24 protein-coding genes are annotated in these 23268 nt (G+C 72.1%); 8 read left to right on the forward strand and 16 right to left on the reverse strand.

Features of this window, described 5'->3' with window-relative positions; all coding sequences use genetic code 11:
• Positions 1–5: 5 nt before the first annotated feature.
• Both C7S10_RS03010 and C7S10_RS03015 read left to right on the forward strand, forming a co-directional pair.
• Positions 6–455, forward strand: a complete 450-nt coding sequence (locus C7S10_RS03010; RefSeq protein WP_207769203.1) for a thiol-disulfide oxidoreductase DCC family protein — start codon at positions 6–8, stop codon at positions 453–455.
• Positions 385–1095: a TetR/AcrR family transcriptional regulator gene (locus C7S10_RS03015; protein WP_207769204.1), complete on the forward strand. Its 711-nt coding sequence runs from the start codon at positions 385–387 to the stop codon at positions 1093–1095. Before C7S10_RS03010 ends, C7S10_RS03015 begins: the two co-directional genes overlap by 71 nt.
• Before the next feature lie 294 nt (positions 1096–1389).
• Here C7S10_RS03015 and C7S10_RS03020 read toward each other — a convergent pair whose 3' ends face one another.
• The 10 genes from C7S10_RS03020 to C7S10_RS03065 form a co-directional block, all read right to left on the reverse strand.
• On the reverse strand, positions 1390–1959 hold the full coding sequence (locus tag C7S10_RS03020) for a hypothetical protein (protein WP_108342894.1): 570 nt from the start codon (positions 1957–1959) through the stop codon (positions 1390–1392).
• Positions 1953–2456 carry a SigE family RNA polymerase sigma factor gene (locus C7S10_RS03025; RefSeq protein WP_243395168.1) on the reverse strand — a complete coding sequence of 168 codons (504 nt, stop codon included), beginning with the start codon at positions 2454–2456 and terminating at the stop codon, positions 1953–1955. Before C7S10_RS03025 ends, C7S10_RS03020 begins: the two co-directional genes overlap by 7 nt.
• Before the next feature lie 65 nt (positions 2457–2521).
• Positions 2522–3337, reverse strand: a complete 816-nt coding sequence (proC, locus tag C7S10_RS03030) for a pyrroline-5-carboxylate reductase (RefSeq protein WP_108342895.1) — start codon at positions 3335–3337, stop codon at positions 2522–2524.
• Between the two features lie 6 nt (positions 3338–3343).
• Positions 3344–4279, reverse strand: a complete 936-nt coding sequence (locus C7S10_RS03035; RefSeq protein ID WP_243395169.1) for a proline dehydrogenase family protein — start codon at positions 4277–4279, stop codon at positions 3344–3346.
• 9 nt (positions 4280–4288) lie between these two features.
• Complete coding sequence (locus C7S10_RS03040) at positions 4289–5026, reverse strand: ABC transporter permease (protein ID WP_108342896.1); 738 nt, start codon at positions 5024–5026, stop codon at positions 4289–4291.
• 64 nt (positions 5027–5090) lie between these two features.
• Positions 5091–5807 carry an ABC transporter ATP-binding protein gene (locus C7S10_RS03045; RefSeq protein ID WP_108342897.1) on the reverse strand — a complete coding sequence of 239 codons (717 nt, stop codon included), beginning with the start codon at positions 5805–5807 and terminating at the stop codon, positions 5091–5093.
• Positions 5808–5946: 139 nt separating this feature from the next.
• Entirely contained in the window at positions 5947–7563 is a 1617-nt protein-coding gene (locus tag C7S10_RS03050) for a peroxidase family protein (protein ID WP_207769205.1), read from the reverse strand.
• 106 nt (positions 7564–7669) lie between these two features.
• On the reverse strand, positions 7670–8260 hold the full coding sequence (locus C7S10_RS03055) for a TetR/AcrR family transcriptional regulator (RefSeq protein WP_108342899.1): 591 nt from the start codon (positions 8258–8260) through the stop codon (positions 7670–7672).
• Between the two features lie 10 nt (positions 8261–8270).
• On the reverse strand, positions 8271–9059 hold the full coding sequence (locus C7S10_RS03060; RefSeq protein ID WP_108342900.1) for a sugar phosphate isomerase/epimerase family protein: 789 nt from the start codon (positions 9057–9059) through the stop codon (positions 8271–8273).
• The gene (locus tag C7S10_RS03065) at positions 9056–9997 is read right to left on the reverse strand and encodes a Ppx/GppA family phosphatase (RefSeq protein ID WP_108342901.1); all 942 of its coding nucleotides are present in this window, start codon (positions 9995–9997) and stop codon (positions 9056–9058) included. The genes C7S10_RS03060 and C7S10_RS03065 overlap by 4 nt, the downstream gene beginning before the upstream one ends.
• Positions 9998–10031: 34 nt before the next feature.
• Here C7S10_RS03065 and C7S10_RS03070 point away from each other — a divergent pair, with 34 nt between their 5' ends.
• From C7S10_RS03070 to C7S10_RS03080, 3 genes are all read left to right on the forward strand, one after another.
• Positions 10032–10793 carry a DUF3109 family protein gene (locus C7S10_RS03070; protein WP_108342902.1) on the forward strand — a complete coding sequence of 254 codons (762 nt, stop codon included), beginning with the start codon at positions 10032–10034 and terminating at the stop codon, positions 10791–10793.
• Between the two features lie 66 nt (positions 10794–10859).
• Positions 10860–11498, forward strand: a complete 639-nt coding sequence (locus C7S10_RS03075; protein WP_108342903.1) for a VOC family protein — start codon at positions 10860–10862, stop codon at positions 11496–11498.
• Positions 11495–12199 (forward strand): class I SAM-dependent methyltransferase, encoded by a 705-nt coding sequence (locus tag C7S10_RS03080; RefSeq protein ID WP_108342904.1) that lies wholly within the window; start codon positions 11495–11497, stop codon positions 12197–12199. Before C7S10_RS03075 ends, C7S10_RS03080 begins: the two co-directional genes overlap by 4 nt.
• On the opposite strand, the gene C7S10_RS03085 is transcribed toward C7S10_RS03080, so the two are convergent.
• The 3 genes from C7S10_RS03085 to C7S10_RS03095 all read right to left on the reverse strand — a co-directional run bounded on the left by C7S10_RS03085 (position 12193) and on the right by C7S10_RS03095 (position 15044).
• The gene (locus tag C7S10_RS03085; protein WP_108342905.1) at positions 12193–13434 is read right to left on the reverse strand and encodes a hypothetical protein; all 1242 of its coding nucleotides are present in this window, start codon (positions 13432–13434) and stop codon (positions 12193–12195) included. The two genes, C7S10_RS03080 and C7S10_RS03085, sit on opposite strands and share 7 nt — an antisense overlap.
• Positions 13431–13931, reverse strand: a complete 501-nt coding sequence (locus tag C7S10_RS03090; protein ID WP_108342906.1) for a SigE family RNA polymerase sigma factor — start codon at positions 13929–13931, stop codon at positions 13431–13433. The genes C7S10_RS03085 and C7S10_RS03090 overlap by 4 nt, the downstream gene beginning before the upstream one ends.
• 69 nt (positions 13932–14000) lie before the next feature.
• Positions 14001–15044 carry a LacI family DNA-binding transcriptional regulator gene (locus tag C7S10_RS03095; protein WP_108342907.1) on the reverse strand — a complete coding sequence of 348 codons (1044 nt, stop codon included), beginning with the start codon at positions 15042–15044 and terminating at the stop codon, positions 14001–14003.
• Between the two features lie 286 nt (positions 15045–15330).
• On the opposite strand from C7S10_RS03095, the gene radA reads away from it, so the two are divergent.
• Together radA and disA are read left to right on the forward strand one after the other, a co-directional pair.
• The gene (gene radA, locus C7S10_RS03100; protein ID WP_108342908.1) at positions 15331–16713 is read left to right on the forward strand and encodes a DNA repair protein RadA; all 1383 of its coding nucleotides are present in this window, start codon (positions 15331–15333) and stop codon (positions 16711–16713) included.
• 78 nt (positions 16714–16791) lie between these two features.
• Positions 16792–17862, forward strand: a complete 1071-nt coding sequence (gene disA, locus C7S10_RS03105; protein WP_243395217.1) for a DNA integrity scanning diadenylate cyclase DisA — start codon at positions 16792–16794, stop codon at positions 17860–17862.
• Positions 17863–18240: 378 nt separating this feature from the next.
• Here the strand turns inward: disA and C7S10_RS03110 are convergent, their stop codons facing one another.
• Positions 18241–19035, reverse strand: a complete 795-nt coding sequence (locus C7S10_RS03110) for a hypothetical protein (protein ID WP_108342910.1) — start codon at positions 19033–19035, stop codon at positions 18241–18243.
• A gap of 69 nt (positions 19036–19104) precedes the next feature.
• Here C7S10_RS03110 and C7S10_RS03115 point away from each other — a divergent pair, with 69 nt between their 5' ends.
• Positions 19105–19974, forward strand: coding sequence for an HhH-GPD family protein (locus C7S10_RS03115; RefSeq protein WP_108342911.1), 870 nt, complete (start codon positions 19105–19107; stop codon positions 19972–19974).
• Between the two features lie 152 nt (positions 19975–20126).
• On the opposite strand, the gene C7S10_RS03120 is transcribed toward C7S10_RS03115, so the two are convergent.
• Together C7S10_RS03120 and C7S10_RS03125 are read right to left on the reverse strand one after the other, a co-directional pair.
• On the reverse strand, positions 20127–22709 hold the full coding sequence (locus C7S10_RS03120; protein ID WP_108342912.1) for an ATP-dependent Clp protease ATP-binding subunit: 2583 nt from the start codon (positions 22707–22709) through the stop codon (positions 20127–20129).
• Between the two features lie 191 nt (positions 22710–22900).
• A complete protein-coding gene (locus C7S10_RS03125; RefSeq protein ID WP_108342913.1) occupies positions 22901–23236 on the reverse strand; it encodes a histone-like nucleoid-structuring protein Lsr2 in 336 nt (111 codons plus the stop codon).
• Between the last annotated feature and the right edge of the window lie 32 nt (positions 23237–23268).

The following is a 23268-nucleotide window of genomic DNA, read 5'->3' on the forward strand; positions in this document are numbered from 1 at the left end:
CTCCGGTGCGACTGACGGTGCTGTACGACGACGGGTGCCCGATGTGCCGGACCTTCAGCTCCTGGCTGGCGCGCCAGCCGACGCTGGTGGGCCTCAGCCTGATGGCCGCCGGATCGCCGTACGCCCGTGCCCGGTTCCCGACGCTCGACCACGAGAGGACGCTCGAGGAGATCACCGTCGTCGGCGACGACGGTGCGGTGTGGACGGGATCGCACGCGTGGGTGATGTGCCTGTGGGCGACCGCCGCCCACCGACCGCTGGCCGAGAGCCTGGCCCGGCCGTCGCGACTGCCGCTGGCGCGAGGCGCCGCGCACCTCGCCGCCGGCATCCGCCACGTCACCACGAGTCGGACCGCGCGGTCGGGGGGTGACTACCCTGACCACTGTGCCGGAACCTGCGCCCCGCCCGACCACGCCCCCAGCCAGGGTCTCCTCGAAGGCCTCGTCGAAGGCTGAGCAGACCCGCGCCACCATTGTCTCCTCGGCGCTGGACCTGTTCCGCACGAAGGGTTTCGAGGGCACCACGATGCGCGGCATCGCCGACGCGGCCGGGGTCTCGCTCGGCAGCGCGTACTACTACTTCGCCGGGAAGGAACACCTGATCCAGGCGTTCTACGGCCAGATGCAGGGCGAGCACCTGACCGCCGCCCGGTCGGTGCTGGACCGCGAGACCGACTTCTCGGCCCGCCTGAGGGGCGTGCTCGAGGCGTGGGTCGAGACGGCCGAGCCCTACCACGAGTTCGCCGGCACCTTCTTCAAGAACGCCGCCGAGCCGACCAGCCCGCTCTCCCCCTTCTCCCCCGAGTCGACCGACGCCCGCGACGCGAGCATCGCGATCTACGCCGAGGTCGTGACGGGGTCCGACATCAAGGTCGCGTCCGCCCTGCGACCGCGGCTGCCGGAGCTGCTCTGGCTGCTGCAGATGGGGATCGTGCTGTTCTGGGTGCACGACCGCAGTGACGACCAGGCCCGCACCCGTGCCCTGATCGGCGGCGTGGTGCCGCTGGTCGACAAGCTGGCCCGCCTCTCACGGGTCCCGGTCGTGCGCGGGGTGACCGCCGACCTCGTCGCGCTGCTCGACTCGCTGCGCTCCTGAGGTCCGGGCGCCGCACCGGCGGCGCGTCGGACGGGTCGAAGTCGCCGTACGCAGGCGCGCTCACGCTGACCGCGTCGCGCCTGCCGGACTTCGTCACGTCCGACACGCCGGTGCGCTCCATCCGTCGGACGTCCGGACGTCGCCGTACGGCGGCGGGTGAGCCACCTTCGTCGGCGGCGGAATGTGGGTGACTCACCGCCCCGCTGGGCGGACGCGTGTCGTCGTACGGCGGCGGCGCGTGAGCCACGTCGGCGAGCCGCACAAGGTGGGTGGCTCACCGCCCCCGGGCGAGGCTCAGGACATGACGCCGGTCGTCGCGATCGAGGTCATCTGCTCGACCGTGAGCGTCGGGGAGGCGAGCCCGGTGAGTCGGCCCTCCCAGCGCGCCGGGGAGTCGACGAACATGCTCACGCTGCCGTTCGCCGGGTCCTGGCCGACCCAGACCTTCGCGGCCGCGCCGGACTCGAGCTCGACCGGCGCGGCCCAGGCCGGCAGCCGGCCCGGGTCGTAGACGCGCAGGAACTGGTCGTCGATCGACTCGTCGCCCGCGCCGCGCTCGTAGGTGAAGGTCATGCCCGCGAGCGTGATCTCCTCGGTCACGACCGCACCTCGCGTCGGCGTGGAGAGCGTCGACGGCGCAGCGCTGCTCGCCGACGGACGCTCCGGGGGCGTCGGGTCGCCGGGCGACCCGAGGACCACGACGGCGGCGGCCACGGCGCCGACGGCCGGCAGGGCCACGACGCCGGGACGGGCCCAGAGGGGTCGGGTGCGCACCCGGGGCGCAGCGCGGTCGTAGGCCAGGTCGGCCGTGTCGTCGGTGAACGCGGCTCGCAGCTGTCGGGTCAGGTCGTCATCGGTCAGCACTGGCTCTTCTCCCTCTCGGTGGTGAGCGCGGCCCGGAGCTTGTCCAGGGCGCGCGATGTCTGTGACTTGACCGTCCCGGTGGAGCAACCGAGCGCCGCTGCGGTCTCGGCGACGCTGAGGTCGTCGAAGTAGCGCAGCACCAGCACCGCCCGTTGGCCGGCCGGCAGCTGCCGGGCGGCCGCGAGGAGCTGCTCGCGGTCGGCGACCCCGTCGTCGTCGACCGGGATCGCCACGTCGATCTCGAGGGGCGCCTCGCCGAGGCGCCGGCCGCGCAGGCGCCACCGGTCCTTGGCCAGGTTGACCACGACGCGCCTGGCGTAGGCGTCGGGCTCCCTCCGCGCCGTCGACCACCGTCTGGCCGTCCGCATCAGCGCCGTCTGGACCATGTCCTCCGCGTGGCCGTGGTCCCCACTGAGGAGGAAGGCCGTGCGGAGCAGCCGGTCCGACGACCTGACCACGAACGCCTCGAAGGCGGCCTGGTCGCGGTCGGCGATCACTGTCGTCCTCGTCTCGTCACACCCACCACAACTCCGGCGGGCACGCGCGGGTTGTCAGGAGAGCGTCAGGATCCTTCGGCGAGCTGGCGCGAGCGGTCGCGCGCGGCCTCCATGGCCGCCAGGAAAGCGGCACGGACCTTGTGGCTCTCGAGCTCGCGCAGGGCCGAGGCGGTGGTGCCGCCCGGCGAGGTGACCTGCTCGCGGAGCACGACCGGGTGGGTGCCGGTCTCACGGAGCATCGTGGCCGAGCCGTAGAGCGTCTGGATGACCAGCTCGGTGGCGGTGGCGCGCGGCAGGCCGAGGTGGACGCCGGCCTCGATCATCGACTCGACGACGAAGAAGATGTAGGCCGGACCCGAGCCGCTGATCGCGGTCACGGCGTCCTGCTGCTTCTCGGGCACGCGCACGACTCGGCCGGTCGAGGACAGCAGCGACTCCGCCTCGGCGAGGTGCACGTCGTCGCAGTGGGAGCCGGGCGAGATGGCAGCCATCCCCTCGTCGACGAGCGCCGGGGTGTTGGGCATGACCCGGACGACGGCGACGCCCTCGGGCACGCGCGACTCGATGAACGCGGTGGTGATGCCGGCGGCGAGGCTGACGACGAGCTGGCCGGGTCGCAGCACGTGCGCGATCTCGTCGAGCACGGCGGCCATGTCCTGGGGCTTGACCACCAGCGCGACGGTGTCGGCCTTGGTGGCCGCCTCGACGTTGGAGACCGCAGCGACGCCGTACCTCTCCTCGAGCTCGCGAGCGCGCTCGGGTCGCTTCTCGCCGACCAGCAGCCGGTCGACGCGACGGCCGGCGCGGACGAGGCCGGAGAGCAGGGTCTCCCCCATCACGCCGGCACCGATGATGGCGGTCTGACCTCCGCTGGACGACATGGCTGCCTACTTCTTGGAGACGAGTGAGCGCACGAAGAATGACAGGTTCTGCGGGCGTTCGGCGAGACGTCTCATGAGGTAGCCGTACCACTCCTGTCCGTAGGGGATGTAGACCCGCACGGTCTCGCCGGCCGCCGCCAGGCGCTTCTGCTCCTCGGGGCGGATGCCGTAGAGCATCTGGAACTCGTAGGTGCCGGCGCGGCGGCCGTAGCGGCTGGCCAGCGACGCCGCGATCTGGATCATCCGGGGGTCGTGGCTGGCGACCATCGGGTAGCCCTGGCCGCCCAGCAGCACCTTGAGGCAGCGGACGTAGGACTTGTCGATGTCGAGCTTGTCCTGGAAGGCGACGGACTCGGGCTCGTGGTAGGCGCCCTTGCACAGCCGCACGCGCGAGCCCTCGTAGGCGAGCGTGCGGGCGTCGGCCTCGGTGCGGTGGAGCATGGCCTGGAGGACGGCGCCGGTCTCGGGGAAGTCCTTGCGGAGCTCGCGCAGGATCGACAGCGTCGAGTCGGTGGTGGTGTGGTCCTCCATGTCGAGGGTGACCGTGGTGCCGGCGTTGCGCGCGGCCCGGCAGATGTCGCGCGCGTTCTCCAGCGCGATCTTCTCGCCGTTGTCGGGGAGGGCCTGCCCGACGGCCGACAGCTTGACGCTGACCTCGGCCCGGCCGGCCAGCCCGCGCCGCGCGAGCTCGGCGAGCACCTCCTTGTAGGCCGCCACCGTGGCGTCCGCCTGCGCGGCGTCGAGGGTGTCCTCACCGAGGAAGTCGAGGGTGACGTGGAGACCGTCGTCGACCAGCCCCGCGGTCGCCGTGACCGCAGACTCGGTGGTCTCCCCGGGGACGTAGCTGGTCACGATCCCGGACGAGACGGGCATGGTGCTGACGAGCTTCTTGACGGCCTCGCTCTTGGCGAGCAGGAGGATCGGTTGGCGCAGCAAGGACATGCCGACAGGCTACGCCGTACGTCGCCGCAGGGTCGCGGCTCCCAGCGCCAGCCCGGCGACGGCGAACCCGAGCACCACGGACACGTCACCCCACACCGCCGACTGGTCGGCGGCGCCCACGAGCTCCTGCATCGCGTCGACGGCGTAGGACAGCGGGAGCGCGTTGCTGATGACCTCGAGCACCGGCGGGAGGGCGTCGCGCGCGACGAACAGGCCGCAGAGCAGGATCTGCGGGACGACGACCAGCGGCATGAACTGGACGGCCTGGAACTCGGTCGCGGCGAAGGCGCTGACGAAGAGCCCGAGCGCGGTGCCGAGGACGGCGTCGACCACGGCCACGACCCCGAGCAGCCAGACGGGTCCGTTGACGTCGAGGCCGAGCAGGCCGACGCTGACCGCCACGGCGAGCGCCGACTGGAGGGCGGCGATGATCCCGAACGCCACGGCGTAGCCGAGCAGGAAGTCGAGCCTGCCGAGCGGCATCGCGAGCAGCCGCTCGAGGGTGCCGCTGCTGCGCTCGCGCAGGGTAGTGACGCTGGTGACGAGGAACATCACGATGAACGGGAAGATCGCCAGCAGCCCCGGCCCCAGGCGGTCGAAGGCGTTCCCCGGCAGGTCCGCGAACATCCACCACAGCAGGGTGATGAGCGCGCAGGGCAGCACCAGCAGCATGACGAGGGTACGGCGGTCGCGGCGGACCTGGGTCAGCACCCGGCCGGCGACGGCGAGGGTCCTCGTGGGGCTCATGCGGGGCCCCCGCGGCGTTGTTCGGGGCAGCGCAGCCGAGGAGAAGAAGGTCGTCGGGTGGATCTCATGCGACGGCCTCGTTCTCGACGAGGCGCAGGAACGCGTCCTCGATGTCGCGGGCGTCGCCGCGGATCACGGCCGGGGTCCCGTGGGCGATGATCCGACCCTCGCGCATCAGCAGCAGCCGGTCGCAGCGCTCAGCCTCGTCCATGACGTGGCTGGAGACGAGCACGGCCGTCCCGTCGTCGGCGAGCCGGTGGAAGAGCGCCCACAGGTCGCGGCGCAGCACGGGGTCGAGGCCGACGGTCGGCTCGTCGAGGACGAGCACGTCGGGCGCACCGAGCAGGGCGACCGCCAGGCTGGCGCGTGAGCGCTGCCCGCCGCTGAGGTCGCCGACGACCTGGTCGCGGTGGTCGTCGAGGTCGACGGAGGCGATGGCCGCCTCGCAGGCGCGGTCGAGGTCGCGGACCCCGAGCACCCGGGCGAAGAAGCGCAGGTTCTCGGCGACCGACAGGTCGTCGTACACGCTGGCGGTCTGCGTCACGTAGCCGACGCGGTCGCGCAGCGCCTTCGAGCCGGCGGGCCGACCGAGGATCTCGACGGTCCCGGAGCGGACCTCCTGCACGCCGACGACCGAGCGCATGAGCGTGGACTTGCCGCAGCCGCTGGGGCCGAGGAGTCCGGTGACGCCGGGGCCGACGTCGAGGGTGATGCCGGGGAGCACCTCGCGGGTGCCGCGCACGACGCGGAGGTCGACGATCGCGATGACGTTATTCATCATGCGTTGAATTGTGCGCCTGGGACACGGCGCGGGTCAAGGAGGGATGTCCATGGGAGGTCGCGGACCGGAATAGGGGGGATCCCAGCCGCTCGCTCCCATGGACATCACCTCTCCTCGACTGACGACCGGGGGGAGGTCGTCAGTCTCCAAGCGGAGCCAGGAGGTTCTCCTTTCCCTCGAAGGAGAACAGCAACAGGTCGGCCATCCGGAAGCGGCCGGCGACGGCGCCCAGGTCGGGGCGGAACTCCGGGCTCCTCACAATGGAGTGGACGCTCGCCTCGATCGCCCGGTGGAACGTCTCGACCACGATCCGCGCGCCGACGCCGGTGAGCCGGCCACCGTTGAGCTCGGCCTCGCGCAGGCAGTAGAACCACAGCGGGGTGTCGGCCAGGAACGCGTCCAGCTGGGCGGTGGTGAGGCCCGACAGGTCGGCCCCGCCGGACCCGTCGCGCAGCTGCGCCTTCGTCAGCGTCGTCACCGGCACGCCCTTGCTGCGCAGCAGCGCGGCCATCTGCTGACCGCTGGCCAGCCGGACCATGCCGGCTCGGACCAGGTTGCGGAAGGCGAGGTTGGCGCGGATGGTGAACGCGTCGCCCTGCACCCCGCCGAAGGAGCCGATCGGGAGCACCGACAGCGGGTCCACCAGCCGGGTGTCGAGGCGGCGGGCGACGTTGAACTCACCACGCGGCGGCTTGAGGTCGGGGCGGCCGATCTGCGCGAAGCGGTAGAGCCGTCGCCAGTCCGCGATCCAGTTGCTCGGCAGGGTCGGGTCGCCGCCGAGGTCGCCGCTGGTGCCGGAGAACGTGAAGAGCAGCTCGAGTGCGCCGGCACCGCTCGGGAAGACCGCGTTCCATGCGTAGGACTCGCGCACCATCGAGTGCCCGAGCCGGAAGGCGCCGATCGAGAACTCGACCGGCATCCGCGGCATCGAGAAGGGGTCGGCGCCCGGCTCCACGACCTTGCGGCCCGCGGTGAAGACGTCGGTCACCACTGACCCCTCGCAGACCCTCGGCAGGTAGTCGGTCTTGAGCATCCACTGGTAGTGGAGGACCACGCGCCGACGCGCCCGCTCGAACTTCTCGGCCGCCGGCACACCGGCCCCGAGGGTGGCGACCACACGGTTGTGGAAGCGGATCATCGCGGCGTGGTGCTGGGCCACCGCGAGGTTCTCGTCGTTGCGGAGGTCGGGGATCTTCGCCGTGCGCTTCGCGGCGGCGTTGCCCGTGCCGACGCGGGGCACGTCGAAGCCGACGCGGGCGATGTCGCTGCCGATCTTCGTGGTCTTGCCGACCTTGAGCCGCGCCTTGTCCGCCTCGTAGAACTCGCTCGAGACGGGATCGAGCGGGCCCGCGCCGTACAGGCTGTCGAGGTCGAGCGTCGGCGAGCGGCCCTGCGCGAGGTCGGCCGGCGAGACTTGATCGCCGAACGCGACGAGGGTCTTGTCGAAGGTGAGGTCGTGGTCGACGAACTGCCCGAGGTAGGTGAAGCCGGCCGGGATGTTGTCGTCGCGGTTGGCGCCGCGCGTCATCGCCTCGGCGACCCCGCGCAGGAGCGGGTCGGGGAGCTTCTTGCCCTTGGGGCCGATCCGGGAGAACCGGAAGGTGGGCGCGGCCCGGAGCGCGACCCCGCTGCGGGCCGTGACGCCGGCCCGGGGCGTCAGGCCGTCGCCCGCGTCGGCCGGCTGGCCGACGACCCCCTCGCCCTCGATGAAGAACGACTCGCGGCCGTGCCGCGTCGGTCGATCCTGCGGCCCCATGTGGCTACCTCCCGAGTGGAACGGACACCTCGAACTGTCCTCTCGCGCGGGGGGCCGCCGCATCATCCGATTCGTGGATGTTCGTGCACGGAAACCGGACGAGGGGTCAGGGCAGCTCGCCGGTGAGGTAGCGCTGGAGCGTCGGGGCGTACGTCGCGACCACGTCCTCGCTCGACAGCGACGCGAGCGGCTCGACGCGCAGGACGTAGCGCATCAGGATCAGCCCCATCACCTGGCTGGCGACCAGCGTCATCCGGTGCTCGGAGCGGTCGAGTCCGAGTCGCGCCCCGATCGGCTGGATGACCACCGGCAAGAACCCCTCGGACATCAGCCGGTCGTTGCCGGGCTCGACCATGCTGCGGGCGACGGTGAGCAGCGCCGGCCGGATCTCGGGGTCGTCCCACACGCCGAGGAACGCGGTGAGGAACCGGGCGGCGACCTCGTCGAGCGGCCCCTCGGTCACGTGCGCGACGACCGCACGTGGGTCGACGGGCAGCTGCATCGCGGCGAGGAACAGGTCGTCCTTGCTGCCGAAGTAGTGGTGCACCAGCGCCGGGTCGACGCCGGCCCGCGACGCGACGGCGCGGATCGTCGTACCCCGGAAGCCGTGCTCGGCGAAGGACGCGCGGGCCGCGTCCAGCACGGAGGCGCGGGTGTCGGGCGCGCCGGGTCGGCGCCCGCGGGCGGTGCCTGCCATCAGCCGGACCTCAGCTCGCGCGTACGGCGAAGTGCTGGCGCGCGAAGGCGAGCGACTCGGCCAGGTCGGCGATCCGCTCCTGGCGGTCGGAGCACTTGCGGGTGTTGATCTCGAGCACGATGTGGCCCCCGAAGCCCTGCTCGGCGATGTGGGCGAGGAACGCGGCCGCGCCCATCGCACCGCGACCGGGGACGAGGTGCTCGTCCTTCGCGGAGCCGCTGCCGTCGGTGAGGTGGACGTGACGCAGCCGGTCACCGAGACGGTCGGCCATCGCGACCACGTCCGCCTGCGCGATCGCAGCGTGCGACAGGTCGATGGTGGTGTTGGCGTAGTCGTGGTCGGCGGGGTCCCAGCTCGGGAGGTACATCTCCATGCCGCGGCGCGAGGAGGCGCGCCACGGGTACATGTTCTCGACGGCGAACGCGATCCCGGTCGACGACTCGAGCGCGGCGATGCCCTCGACGAAGCCGGCCGCATAGTCCTTCTGCCAGCGGAACGGCGGGTGGACCACGACCACGTCGGCGCCGACCTCGGACGCGAGCTCGGCCGAGCGCTCGAGCTTGCCCCACGGTTCGGTGCCCCAGACCCGCTGCGTCCAGAGCAGGCACGGTGAGTGGATCGCGCAGACCGGCATCTCGTGGTGCTCGATCAGCTGCTTGATGGCGGAGGTCTGCTGCGACAGCGCGTCGATGCCGACCATCACCTCGACGGCGTCGTAGCCCACCTGGGCGGCGTAGCCGAACGCGTGGGCGGTCGACTCCGGGTAGGTCGACGCGGTCGAGAGGGCGATCAGGGTCACGGGAGGCTCAGCACCGAGATCTGGTCGAGGCGCTCGAGGATGACGCCCTCACGCAACGCCCACGGGCAGATCTCCAGGGCCGGCAGGTCGAAGATGTCCATGCACGCCTCCGCGACGAGGGCGCCCGGCACGATCTGGTGGGTGCGGCTGGGCGAGACGCCGGGCAGTGAGGCGAGGTCGTCGGGACCGAGCGCGATCAGCTTCGGGATCCAGCCCGCGAGGGTCTCGCGCTCGAGCGTCCGCGGGACCAGTGCGCCGTCGCCGCTCGGGGCGGCGCCGCAGATGCGGGCCAGCGAGCGGAAGGTCTTGGAGGTCGCGGCCGCCCGGTCGGGCACGCCGGGGCGCAGCAGGTGTCCGGCGTCCGAGGCGATGTCGGCGCGGATCTGGCGGCGGAGCTGGCGCACGGCCTCGTCGTCGGGCTTGTCGCCGCCGAACCACGCCCGCGCGAGCCGGGCCGCGCCGAGCGGCAGCGACCAGGCCACGTCCGGGGCCTCGTCCGAGCCGCCCGCGATCTCCAGCGAGCCGCCGCCGATGTCGAAGACCGCCAGCCGGCCGGCGGACCAGCCGAACCAGCGGCGTACGGCGAGGAAGGTCAGCCGGGCCTCGTCCTCCCCCGACAGCACGGCCAGGTCGACGCCCGCGACCCGCTTGACGTGCTCGAGGACGTCGTCGGAGTTGACGGAGTCGCGCACCGCGGACGTCGCGAAGCCGAGCATGTCGGCGCAGCCCATGTCCTCGGCGACCTGCACGGCCGACGCGCAGAACTGGGTGAGCGCGTCGATGCCGGCCTGGGTGACCGCGCCGTGCTCGTCGAGGTGCTCGGCCAGGCGCAGCGGCTGCTTGTGGGAGAAGGCCGGGAGCGGGGCCGCGCCACCGTGCGCATCGACCACGAGGAGGTGGCCGGTGTTGGAGCCGATGTCGAGGACGCCCAGGCGCATGTGTCCGAATCTACTAGGGACCTAGGATCGTGCGGTGCCTGAAGTGGATCTCGTCTTCCCCCGTGCCTTCGTCGAGTTCGCCGACCCGGGCGACGTGAGCCAGGTCTTCCGCTGCGACCTGACGTGGCTGACCTCGAGCTACATGTGCATCTTCGGCCAGGGTTGCCAGGGCATCTACGCCGACGCCCCCGACACCGGGTGCTGCACGCTGGGGGCCCACTTCGCCGACAAGGACGACGAGTCGCGCGTCGCGGCGTACGTCGCGGAGCTGACGCCCGAGCAGTGGCAGTTCCACCCCGGCCGCGCACCGAGGAAGGGCGACTGGGTCGAGAAGGACGACGACGGCGAGCGCAAGACCCGCACCCGCGAGCACCAGGGCCAGAGCGCCTGCATCTTCCACAACCGCGCGGACTTCAGCACCGGCGCGGGGTGCGCGCTGCACGGGCTCGCGCTCGAGCAGGGCCGCAACCCGCTGGAGACCAAGCCCGACGTCTGCTGGCAGCTGCCGATCCGGCGCACGTTCCGCGAGGTCGAGCGGCAGGACGGCACGTCCTACACCGAGGTGGCGATCGGCGAGTACGACCGCCGTGGCTGGGGTCCGGGCGGTCACGACCTCGACTGGTACTGCTCGGGCAACACCGAGGCGCACGTCGCGCTCGAGCCGGTGTTCGTCACCCACGAGGCCGAGCTGACCGAGCTGATGGGGCCGGCGGGCTACGCCGAGCTCGTCACCCACTGCGAGGCGCACGTGCGCTCGCGCTCGGCGCTGGCCCTGCACCCGGCCGATCCCCGCTGAAGTCTCGACGTCAAGAGAACCCGACCCCGTGTGCGAGCCAGGGGATACCCGAGTGAGAATGCCTGCATGCGCCTGGACCACCTCTCTTTCGCAGCCGGACCTGACGGCCTCGCCAGCACTGCCCGGCGCATCGGGGAGCTGCTCGGCAAGGACTTCGCAGACGGCGGGATCCACCCCCGCTTCGGCACCCGCAACATGATTCTGCCGCTCGCGGGCGGCACCTACCTCGAGATCGTCGAGGTCCTCGACCACCCCGCCAGCGACAAGGCGCCCTTCGGCCAGGCCGTGCGCGCCCGCTCCACCGCCGGTGGCGGCTGGCTCGGCTGGGTCGTGGCGATCGACGACATCGCCGAGGTCGAGACCCGCCTCGGCCGCGAGGCCGTCAAGGGCAACCGGCACCTGCCGACCGGCGAGGAGCTGCTGTGGCAGCAGATCGGCGTCAACGCGCTGATGGCCGACCCGCAGCTGCCGTTCTTCATCCAGTGGGAGTCCCCCGTCGAGATGCACCCCAGCCGGGGCGGCACCGACGACTTCGCGCTCGCCACGCTGGAGATCGCCGGCGACCCGCAGCGCGTGAGCGAGTGGCTCGGCGAGACCGTCGAGGCGCCGCTCGAGGACGTCAAGGTCGAGTGGGTCGCTCCCAACGGCACCCCCGGCATCCTCGCCGCGCAGTTCCAGACCCCCTCGGGCCTCGTCCGCATTTGACGCGGCCCCCGCGTCGGGTGGGCGCGACGCCCTCGCCGAACATCTGGCACCACCCCTCGACCTACGAGGTCGAGAACCGCGCCGCCGACCCGCACGGCCGGATCGAGCAGGCGATGGAGTCCGTCGCCTCGTGGTCCGGAGCGCGCATGCTCGACATCGGCTGCGGCACGGGCTTCCACCTCCCGCGCTGGGCGGCGAGCGCCGCCTCCGTGATCGGCGTCGAACCGCACCCCGACCTCGCGGCGCTGGCGCGGCGGCGCACGCGATCCTCGTCGAACGTGACCGTCGCGGTGGGTACGGCGCAGGCGCTCCCCGTCCCGGACGCGAGCGTCGACGTGGCGCACGCGAGGTGGGCCTACTTCTTAGGTCCGGGCTGCGACCCCGGGCTGGTCGAGCTCGACCGGGTGATGGCCCGCGGCGGGACGGCGTTCGTGATCGACAACGACGGGTCGCGCTCGACCTTCGGGGCGTGGTTCCGCCGTGGCTACCCGGAGGTCCGGGCCGACGAGGTCGAGCGCTTCTGGTCGGTGCGCGGCTGGAGCCGGATCCCGGTCGACATGGGGTGGTCGTTCGAGACGCGCGACGACCTCGAGGCCGTGGTGCGGATCGAGTTCGCGCCCGAGGTGGCGGACGAGATCATCGCGTCCCACTCCGGCACCGAGGTCGACTACGCCGTCAACGTGTGGTGGCGCCGCTACTGAGCGAACCGGACGCCGGTGGTGCTCATCCCGTCCGTCCTCACGACGACGTGCTGCTCGTCGCCGGCCCGCTCGCAGGCCCCGGTCGACAGCGTGCAGCGCACGACCTGCACGCTCTGGTCGAACGCGTCGGTGGCGCCCTCACCGTCCGGGTCGGACACCGGGAGCAGGACGCTGTCGTCGTCCTCCCAGACGAGGCTGCCCATCCAGCCGTCGCCCCATCCCTCGACGACCTCGCGAGGCAGGTCGACGCGCGCGAAGCGACCCTCCCGGAGGTCCCAGACCTCGGGCAGGTCGTCGGTGACCAGCCAGCGGGCGTCGTCGGAGACCGCGAGCGCCTCCCCGAGGTAGCCCCCCAGGCACCCGCTCCCCTGCCCGGTCCACACCGACCCGACGAGGCGGAAGGTGGTGACGCAGGTGTCCGTGTCGTCGTCGGCGTAGTCGAAGCGCAGGGCGAGGTCGGCCGGTCCGCCGTCGCGCACGTGGCTGCCCCCCGGCGGCTCGACCCGCACGGTCGACCCGTCGTCCCGCAGGAGCCACGTGGTCCCGATCCCCTGGTGGAACGGGGCGGCCTCGTAGACCAGCCCCTCGGCGGTGAAGCCGACCATCCGCACCTGCGTGTAATAGCCCTTCTGCACGTCCGACCCGGGCACGTGCGGCACCGGGGTGGCCGCCATCGTGGCCAGGTCGACCATCCACCGGCCGAGGGCGACCCGCCCTCCGTCCGGCGCGACGACCGCGCGCACGTCGCCCAGTCCCCCGGCCCAGGTCTCCTCGGGCAGCGGCTCGAGTGCGCCGTCCGCGGCCAGCACCGCCCAGGCCAGCTCGTCCTCGCGCTGGCCCACGACGACCAGCCAGCCGTCGCGGACCGTGCGGGGCGGGACGGTCCGGTTGACCGAGGCGGGCAGGGGGACGAGCGCCTCGCCCGCGTGGAGCCCGTCGTCGCCGAAGAACGGCAGCCCGGGCACCGGACCGGCCGGCAGCGAGCGCGCCCACGCCAGCCGCGCGGACGCGTCGTCGTACGTCGAGGCCGGCTCGCCGTCGCGGGCGAGCGGGCCGCCAGCGGGGACGACGGTCGCGGCGGCGACGATCGCCGCCGCCGCGACGAGTGCGCCCGCGGCGTACCGGCGACGTCTCCTGGCCCGACCGCGCGTCAGCACGACGTGGGCGAAGGCAGGAGGTGCGGTCGTGTCGTCGACGGCCCCGCGCAGGCGGTCACGGATCTGGGTGTCGGTCATCGGATCGGTCCTGTCGAGGAGGCGAGCAGCTCGCGCATGAGGGCGACCCCGCGGGAGGCGTGGGCCTTGACGGTGCCGGCGCTGCAGCCGAGGGCCTCGGCGATCTGCGCCTCCGACTGGTCCTCGTAGTAGCGCAGCACGAGCACGGCGCGCTGGCGTGGGGAGAGCGAGGCGAGCAGGGCCCACACCTCGTCGCGCTCCTCGGGTCCGGCGTGGACGACGGGCGTCTCGGGCACGTCGTCGGTGACCACCTCGCCCCGACGCTGGCGGCGACGTGTCCGGTCGATCGCCGACCGGGTCATGATCGAGCGGACGTAGGCCTCCTGGGCCTCGCGACGCTTGATGCGGGGCCACGCGACGTACGCCTTCTCCAGCGCCGTCTGCACCAGGTCCTCGGCCGCGTGCAGGTCGCCCGCGCAGAGCAGGCGGGCGGTGCGGAGCAGGGCGACGGATCGCGCGTCGACGAAGGCGACGAAGTCGTCGTCACGTCTGGCCACAGGGTCTCCTCGGTTCGGGGATCTCTGTGAGTGGGGACGCTGCGGCGTCGCCGTCGGTTGACGTCGGGGTCAGCTCGATTCGCGTACGGCGAGGGTGGGCGTCAGCAGGACGCCGGGATTGGGCTCGTGCACGTGGCCGAGGAGCGACTCGAGCGCGCGCACGATGGCGACGGCGACGTCCTCGAGCGGCTGGCGCACCGAGGTGAGGCCGACCGGGAAGACCTGGGCGACCTGGGAGTCGTCGAAGCCGACCACCGCGATGTCGCGGCCGGGCGCGAGCTGGCGGATCCACAGCGTGTGCAGCACCCCCATCGCGAGGGTGTCGGAGGCGCAGACGAACGCGGTCGGCGCGGACTCGTCGAGCAGCACGGCCGCGGCCTCGGCGCCGCTCTGGACGGTGTCCTCGACGCGGGACGCGAGGCCGGTGGTGGGGTGGCCGGCGTCGTGCATCGCGCCGAGCCAGCCCGCGCGACGGTCCTCGCCGATGGGCGAGTCCTTGCGCCAGCCGATCCACGCGATGCGGGTGTGGCCCTTCTCGATGAGGTGCTCGGTGGCCAGGCGGGTGCCGGCGGCGCCGTCCACGTCGACCCACGGGTGGGTGGCCTGCGGCTGGTCCCAGGGTCGGCCGAACGCGACGAAGGGCGCACGCTGCTCGGTGAGCCAGGCGGCCTGCGGGTTGCCGAGGTAGGTGTCGGTGACGACGAAGGCGTCGACGGCGGTGGCCCGCAGCAGGTGGTCGTAGCCGCCGACGGGGTCGTCGTTGTCGCCGGCGAAGAGGAGCACGTGGTAGCCCGCCTCGGCCGAGGTGTCGACGAGGGTGTGCACGAAGCGGTCCATCATCGCGTTGGCGGTGCCCTCCTGCGCGGGCAGCACGCGCAGGCCGATCAGCTGCGAGCTGCGGGTGCGCAGGTTGCGCGCCGCGCGGTTGGGCGAGTAGCCCATCTCCTCGATCGCCTCGCGCACCCGCTCCAGGGTGCCGGGGCGCAGCAGATCGGGGTTGTTGACCGCGTTGGAGACCGTCTGCCGGGAGACCCCGGCGCGCTCGGCGACGTCGGCGAGCGTCGGCGGTGAGACCGGGATGAATCCCGTCCCCCGTGACTCCGTGCGCGACATGGCTGGCTCCTTGATCGTTCCAATCCACCGGCAGCATAACCGCCGGGTCCGGGCGGGGGTCGGCACCGTGGCGTACGTCGCGTTGTCGGTGCCGTCGCCTACCTTTCTGCGCATGGAGCCCCGCGCATGAGCAAGCGAAGCGAGCGAGTCAGACGACACAGCGCACGACGAGCCTCGTGCGCGCACGGAGCGAAGCGAGTAGGCGCGTGAGCGAGCGAAGCGAGCGAGTCAGACGACACAGCGCACGACGAGCCTCGTGCGCGCACGGAGCGAAGCGAGTACGCGCATGAGCAAGCCAGCCAAGGTGAAGTCCGCCTTCCGCTGCACCGAGTGCGGCTGGGAGACGACCAAGTGGGTCGGCCGGTGCGGCGAGTGCCAGGCCTGGGGCTCGGTCGCCGAGGCCGCTGCCCCGACCCTGCGTGCCGCCGCGTCGCCGGTGACGACGCCGGCCGTGCCGATCGGCCAGGTCTCGGTGGAGGACTCGACCTTCCGCACCAGCGGTGTCCCCGAGCTCGACCGGGTGCTGGGCGGCGGCCTGGTCCCGGGCGCGGCGATCCTGCTGGCCGGCGAGCCCGGCGTCGGCAAGAGCACGCTGCTGCTCGAGGTCGCCGCCCAGACGGCACGCGTGCGCACCCGCACGCTCTACGTCACCGGCGAGGAGTCGGCCTCGCAGGTGCGGCTCCGCGCCGACCGCACCGGCGGCGTGCACGACGAGCTCTTCCTCGCGGCCGAGACCGACCTCGGCGCCGTGCTGACGCACATCGAGCAGGTGCGCCCGACGCTGCTGGTCATCGACTCGGTCCAGACGATCGGGGCCAGCGGGATCGAGGGCGTGCCCGGGGGCGTCACCCAGGTCAAGGAGGTCGCAGCCGCGCTGGTCCGGGTGGCCAAGACCCGCAACATCACCACGGTGATCGTCGGCCACGTGACCAAGGACGGCTCCATCGCCGGCCCGCGGGTGCTCGAGCACCTCGTCGACGTGGTGCTGCACTTCGAGGGCGACCGCAACTCGCGCTTCCGAATGGTGCGGGCGATGAAGAACCGCTTCGGGCCGATCGACGAGGTCGGCTGCTTCGACCTGTCCTCCGAGGGCATCCGCGCGGTCACCGACCCGACCGGGCTGTTCGTCGAGCACCACTCGTCCCAGGTGCCCGGCACCTGCGTCGCGGTGACGATGGAGGGTCGGCGCCCGATGCTCGCGGAGGTGCAGGCGCTCGTGACGCCGTCCCTGCTCGAGCGTCCGCGCCGCACCACGTCGGGCATCGACGGCTCGCGGGTGGCGATGATCCTCGCGGTGCTCCAGCAGCACGCCGGCATCCGGCTCCACCAGCACGACGTCTTCGCCTCCACCGTCGGGGGCGCCCGCATCACCGAGCCGGCCGCCGACCTGGCCATCGCCGTCGCCATCGCCAGCTCGACCAGCGGGGCCGCGCCTCCCAAGGGGATCGTCGCGATGGGCGAGATCGGCCTGGCGGGCGAGCTCCGGCGGGTGCGCGACCTGCCCCAGCGGCTCGCCGAGGCGGCACGGCTCGGCTTCCGGATGGCGATCGTGCCGAGCGAGCCCGGGGCGCCCGAATCGCCCCGGGGCCGCAACGTCGACGGGATGCACGTCCTCGACGTCAGCACGGTCTTCTCCGCACTGCAGGCCGTGCAGGTCCTGAAGCGGTGATGGGCGCGGTGCCGGTCCCCTAGACTGGCGCGCGCGCAACCGGCGCACGACATGGGAGGACCACGGGTGGCAGAGCGAATGGGCGACGCCCTGCGTCTGCGCGCCACGCTGGCCGAGATCGCCCCAGGCACCGCCCTGCGCGACGGCCTCGAGCGGATCCTCCGCGGTCGCACCGGCGCGTTGATCGTGCTCGGCATGGACAAGACGGTCGAGTCGATCGCGACGGGCGGCTTCACCCTCGACGTCCCCTTCACCGCCACCGGCCTGCGCGAGCTCGCCAAGATGGACGGCGCGATCATCCTCGACAAGGACGTCTCACGGATCCACCGCGCCGCGGTCCACCTGATGCCCGACCACACGATCCCCTCCGAGGAGACCGGCACCCGGCACCGCACCGCCGACCGGGTGGCCCGCCAGACCGGGTTCCCGGTGATCTCGGTGTCGCAGTCGATGCAGATCATCGCGGCGTACGTCGGCGACATCCGCCACGTCCTCGAGGACTCCGGCAAGATCCTGGCCCGGGCCAACCAGGCGCTCGCCACGCTGGAGCGCTACAAGCTGCGCCTCGACGAGGTCTCCGCGACGTTGTCGGCCCTCGAGATCGAGGACCTCGTCACCGTCCGCGACGTCGCAGTGGTGGCGCAGCGGCTGGAGATGGTCGCCCGGATCGCCAGCGAGATCGACGACTACGTCCTCGAGCTGGGCACCGACGGCCGGCTCCTGACGCTCCAGCTCGAGGAGCTGATCACCGGCGTCGACGCCGAGCGAGAGCTGGTCGTGCGCGACTACCTCCCGACCGGCAAGCGCCGCAAGACCAGCACGGAGACGCTGCTGGCCGACCTCGCCAACCTCTCCCCCACCGAGCTCGTCGACCCGGGCGCCGTCGCCGGCGTGCTCGGGCTCGGCACCGGCGAGCTCCTCGACGGGGCCGTCGCCCCCCGCGGCTACCGCCTCCTCGCCAAGGTCCCCCGCCTCCCCGCCCCCGTGGTCGACCGGCTGGTCGAGCACTTCGGCGGGCTCCAGCAGCTGCTGTCCGCCGGCATCGACGACCTCCAGGCCGTCGACGGCGTCGGCGAGCTCCGCGCCCGCAGCGTGCGCGAGGGTCTCTCCCGGCTCGCGGAGTCGAGCATCACCGAGCGCTACATCTGAGCCGCGCGGCGACGAGCTCGGCGCGGGCGTGTCGTAGGCGCGTCGCCGTACGAGCGGTGCGTGAGCCACCTTTTCTCGCTCGAGACTGTAGGTGGCTCACCGCTGCCGGTACGGCGCGGGCGTGTCGCCGTCCGAGCGGTGCGTGAGCCACCTTTTCTCGGTCGAGACTGTAGGTGAGTCACCGCTGCCGGTACGGCGCGGGCGTGTCGCCGTGCGAGCGGTGCGTGAGCCACCTTTTCTCGGTCGAAACTGTCGGTGACTCACCGCTGCCGGTACGGCGCCGGGCGTGTCGCCGCACGAGCGGTGACACAGCGACCTTCCGCGACGCAGGAACGTGGCTCACGCACCGCCCCCGGCGCGGCGCGCCGGACCGGCCGGTCAGCCCTCGGAGTTGCCGGTCCCCTGCTCGCCGGGCGTGTGCTCGGTGTCGGGCTGCTTGTTCTTGCCGCCCTTGCCCTTCCCGGTGGGCGTCGGCTTCGGCGTGATCGTCTTGGTGATGACCGCACTCGCGGGGCGGACCAGCTCGAACTGGATGTCGGTCGGCTCGCCACCGAGGGCGGCCGCCTCCACGTGGTAGAAGCCGAGGCGCGCCCACTCGGTGTAGTCGGAGCAGTCCTCGTCGGAGCGCTTGGCGTTCCAGGTCAGCACGATGGGGGCGTCGACGGCCTGCCGGACGACCACGTCCTGCGCCGGGATGGCCGCGGGGCACTCGCGCGTCGACCAGATCGCGTCCTCGCCCGAGGTGATCGACACGGTCAGCGTCTCCGGCGACACGGTCCACGTGCAGGCGGGGGTCTGCGCCGTACGCAGGTTGAGCGTGACGGGGACGTCCACCCCGCCCTGCGCCTCGGCGACCACCGGCGTCACCACGATGTCGCTGCTCACGCATGCGCCGGTCGGCTCGGCCAGGGGTGGCTCGGTCGGCGTCTGCTTCTTCTTCTTGCGCTTGGGCTTCACCGGATCGGTGGTCGCCGCGTCGGTCGGCGTCGTCGTGGTCGTCTGCCCGGCGGTGATCGCCTTGTCGCCCGCGGGGTCGGCGCCGTCGCTCGACCCGCCCAGCACCCGCGCCAGTCCGAACACCAGCACCAGCGCCAGTCCCAGCAGGACCAGGCGGCGCGTCCAGTAGACGCGCGCCGGCAGCGGGCCGCGCGGTTGCAGGGGTGAGGACGGCATGGCCCCAACCGTAGGAGGCGCGCCGCCGCCGTCCCGGCTGCCACACCGTGGCCCCTAGGATCTGAGCCGATGAGCGACCTCCACGACCCCGTGCTCGGGTGGTACGACGAGCACGCGCGTGACCTGCCGTGGCGATCGGCGACGGCGTCGGCCTGGTCGGTGATGGTCTCGGAGTTCATGCTCCAGCAGACGCCGGTCGCTCGCGTGCTGCCGGTGCACGCCGCGTGGATGGAGCGCTGGCCGACGCCGGCCGACCTGGCCGCGGAGTCCACCGGCGAGGCGGTGCGCATGTGGGGGCGGCTCGGCTACCCGCGGCGCGCGCTGCGCCTGCACGCGGCCGCCACGGCGATCGTCGAGCAGCACGGGGGCGAGGTGCCGGCGGCGTACGGCGACCTGCTGGCGCTGCCCGGGATCGGCGACTACACCGCGGCCGCGATCGCCAGCTTCGCGTTCGGCCGGCGGCACGTCGTGCTCGACACCAACGTGCGGCGGGTGTTCGCCCGGGCGGTCGTCGGGACGGAGTTCCCTCCGGCGTCGGTGACCCGAGCGGAGCGCGACATCGCCACCGACCTGCTGCCGAGCGACGACGCGATCGCCGCGACCTGGGCGGTCGCCGTGATGGAGCTCGGCGCCCTGGTCTGCACGGCCCGTGACCCGCGGTGCGACGCCTGCCCGATCGCGGAACGGTGCGCGTGGCTGGCCGCCGGCCGCCCGGCCCACGACGGTCCGCCGCGGCGGGGGCAGGCGTGGGACGGCACCGACCGCCAGTGCCGCGGCCGGATCATGGCCGTGCTCCGCGACGCCGACGGCGCGGTCCACCGCTCGAGCATCGAGGCGGTGTGGCCCGACGCCGAGCAGCGCGAGCGCTGCCTGGCCGCCCTCGTCGCCGATCGGCTGGTGGTGGCCGCCGGCCCGTCGGCGTACGCCCTGCCCTCCTGAACCCCGTCGTCGCGTCGGGGTAGTTAAGTGAGGGTTTGTCGTTCTCGGGCTGATATCCGACGAACTCTCACTTAACTACCCAGACCCCCACCAGAAATGCACCGGAGCCCCCGGCCGTGACGGCCGGGGGCTCCGGGGGTGGTGCGTGCGGATCAGTCGGTGGACTTCTCCACGTCGATCGGGCCGGCGGAGTCGTCGGGGCCCTCGATCGGCGCCTCGGACTCACCCATCACGTCGGCGGTCTCGAACGGCGGCAGGTCGGGCAGCGCCGAGACCTTCTGGCCCTTGAAGGTGAAGGTCGCCTCGGCGCCCTCGCCCTCGACGTCGACCAGCACGATCTGGCCGGGGCCGATCTCGCCGAAGAGCATCTTCTCGGCCATCGTGTCCTCGATCTCGCGCTGGATCGTGCGACGCAGCGGACGCGCACCCAGCACCGGGTCGAAGCCCCGCTCGGCCAGGAGGTTCTTGGCCGACTGGGTCAGCTCGAGCTGCATGTCGCGGTCCTTGAGCCTCAGCTCGACGCCCGCGATCATGTTGTCGACCATCGCGACGATCTGCTCCTGCGACAGCGGCGGGAAGACGATGATCTCGTCGACACGGTTGAGGAACTCGGGGCGGAAGTGCTGCTTGAGCTCCTCGCCGACCTTGGTCTTCATCCGCTCGTAGGACCCGGCCGTGTCGCCCATCTGCTGGAAGCCGAGGTTCTGGCCCTTCGCGATGTCCTTGGTGCCGAGGTTGGTGGTCATGATGATGACGGTGTTCTTGAAGTCGACCACCCGGCCCTGCGAGTCGGTCAGGCGACCTTCCTCGAGGATCTGCAACAGGCTGTTGAAGATGTCGGGGTGGGCCTTCTCGACCTCGTCGAAGAGCACCACGGAGAACGGCTTGCGGCGCACCTTCTCGGTGAGCTGGCCGCCCTCCTCGTAGCCGACGTAGCCGGGGGGCGAGCCGAAGAGCCGCGAGACCGTGTGCTTCTCGCTGAACTCGCTCATGTCGAGCTGGATCAGCGAGTCCTCGTCACCGAACAGGAAGTCCGCGAGGGTCTTGGACAGCCACGTCTTTCCCACACCGGACGGGCCGGCGAAGATGAACGAGCCGCCGGGACGCTTGGGGTCCTTGAGGCCGGCACGGGTACGGCGGATGGCGCGCGAGAGGGCCTTGACGGCCTCCTCCTGGCCGATGACGCGCTTGTGCAGCTCGTCCTCCATCTTGAGCAGTCGACCCGACTCCTCCTCGGAGAGCTTCACGATCGGGATGCCGGTCGCGACGGCGAGCACCTCGGCGATGATCTCCTCGTCGACCTCGGCGACCTCGTCCATGTCGCCCGAGCGCCACTGGGTCTCGCGCTCGGCCTTGCGGGCGATGAGCTGCTTCTCCTCGTCGCGCAGTCGCGCGGCGGCCTCGAAGTCCTGACCGTCGATCGCGCCCTCCTTGCGCTGGCGCACGTCGGCGATCTTGTCGTCGTACTCCCGCAGGTCGGCCGGGGCCGTCATCCGGCGGATGCGCAGGCGCGAGCCGGCCTCGTCGATGAGGTCGATCGCCTTGTCCGGCAGGAACCGGTCGGAGATGTAGCGGTCGGCCAGCGTCGCCGCGGAGACCAGCGCCTCGTCGGTGATGGTCACGCGGTGGTGCGCCTCGTAGCGGTCGCGCAGGCCCTTGAGCATCTCGATCGTGTGGGCGATCGACGGCTCGGCGACCTGGATCGGCTGGAAGCGGCGCTCGAGCGCGGCGTCCTTCTCGAGGTACTTGCGGTATTCGTCGAGGGTGGTCGCACCGATCGTCTGGAGCTCGCCGCGGGCGAGCATCGGCTTGAGGATCGAGGCCGCGTCGATCGCGCCCTCGGCCGCGCCGGCGCCGACGAGGGTGTGGATCTCGTCGATGAACAGCACGATGTCGCCGCGGGTGCGGATCTCCTTGAGCACCTTCTTCAGGCGCTCCTCGAAGTCACCGCGGTAGCGCGAGCCGGCGACGAGCGCACCCAGGTCGAGGGTGTAGATGTGCTTGTCCTTGAGCGTCTCGGGCACGTTGCCCTTGACGATGTCCTGGGCCAGGCCCTCGACGATGGTCGTCTTGCCGACGCCGGGCTCACCGATGAGGACGGGGTTGTTCTTCGTGCGCCGCGAGAGGATCTGCATGACCCGCTCGATCTCCTGCTCGCGCCCGATGACCGGGTCGAGCTTGCCCTCGCGGGCGGCCTGGGTGAGGTTGCGGCCGAACTGGTCGAGGACCAGCGAGCTCGACGGCGCCTCGGCACCGGCACCGCTCGCGGCCGCGCCGGACGCGGCCGACTCCTTGCCCTGGAAGCCCGAGAGCAGCTGGATGACCTGCTGGCGCACCCGGTTGAGGTCGGCGCCGAGCTTCTGCAGCACCTGGGCGGCGACGCCCTCGCCCTCGCGGATCAGGCCGAGCAGGATGTGCTCGGTCCCGATGTAGGAGTGGCCGAGCTGCAGCGCCTCGCGCAGGGACAGCTCGAGCACCTTCTTGGCGCGCGGCGTGAACGGGATGTGGCCGGAGGGCGCCTGCTGGCCCTGGCCGATGATCTCCTCGACCTGGGCGCGCACGGCCTCCAGGGAGATGTCGAGGGACTCGAGGGCCTTGGCGGCGACGCCCTCGCCCTCGTGGATGAGGCCGAGCAGGATGTGCTCGGTCCCGATGTAGTTGTGGGAGAGCATGCGGGCCTCTTCTTGGGCCAGCACGACAACTCGCCGGGCTCGGTCGGTGAACCGCTCGAACATGTGCGCTCCTCTACGTCTGTGCGTCCACGAACCAGCTGCGGACACCGGGCTCAACGCCCGGGTCCACCCTACGTGTTCCCAGGGTCACTTCGAGGGCGTCCGCTGACAGCGAACAGCGCGACCTCCGGTCCGACGCGCGTACGCCGACGCGCCCTGTGACAGGGCACGGCGGCGTACGCACGGAACGGGCGTCAGTGGGCGGCGTCGTAGGCCTGCTGGACGTCGGCGGAGATGCGACCCCGCTCGGAGACCTCCATGCCTTGGCTCTTGGCCCACTCGCGCACGTCCTTGGTGTTGGAGCCACCGGCGGAAGCGGAGCCGGCGGACTTGCGCGTGGCCCGGCGGCCACCACCGGTGACCTTGCGGGCGTGCCCGACGTAGCCACTCAGCGCGTCGCGCAGGGCGGCGGCGTTGGCGTCGGTGAGATCGATCTCGTACGTCGTGCCGTCGAGACCGAACGTGACGGTCTCGTCGGCCTCGGTCCCGTCGAGGTCGTCGACGAGGACGATGTTGACCTTTTGTGCCATGGGTATTTCCTCAATTGAATTCGCGGGGTTTT

Origin of the sequence: Nocardioides currus (genome assembly GCF_003057875.1) — a bacterium.
Taxonomy (GTDB): domain Bacteria; phylum Actinomycetota; class Actinomycetes; order Propionibacteriales; family Nocardioidaceae; genus Nocardioides; species Nocardioides currus.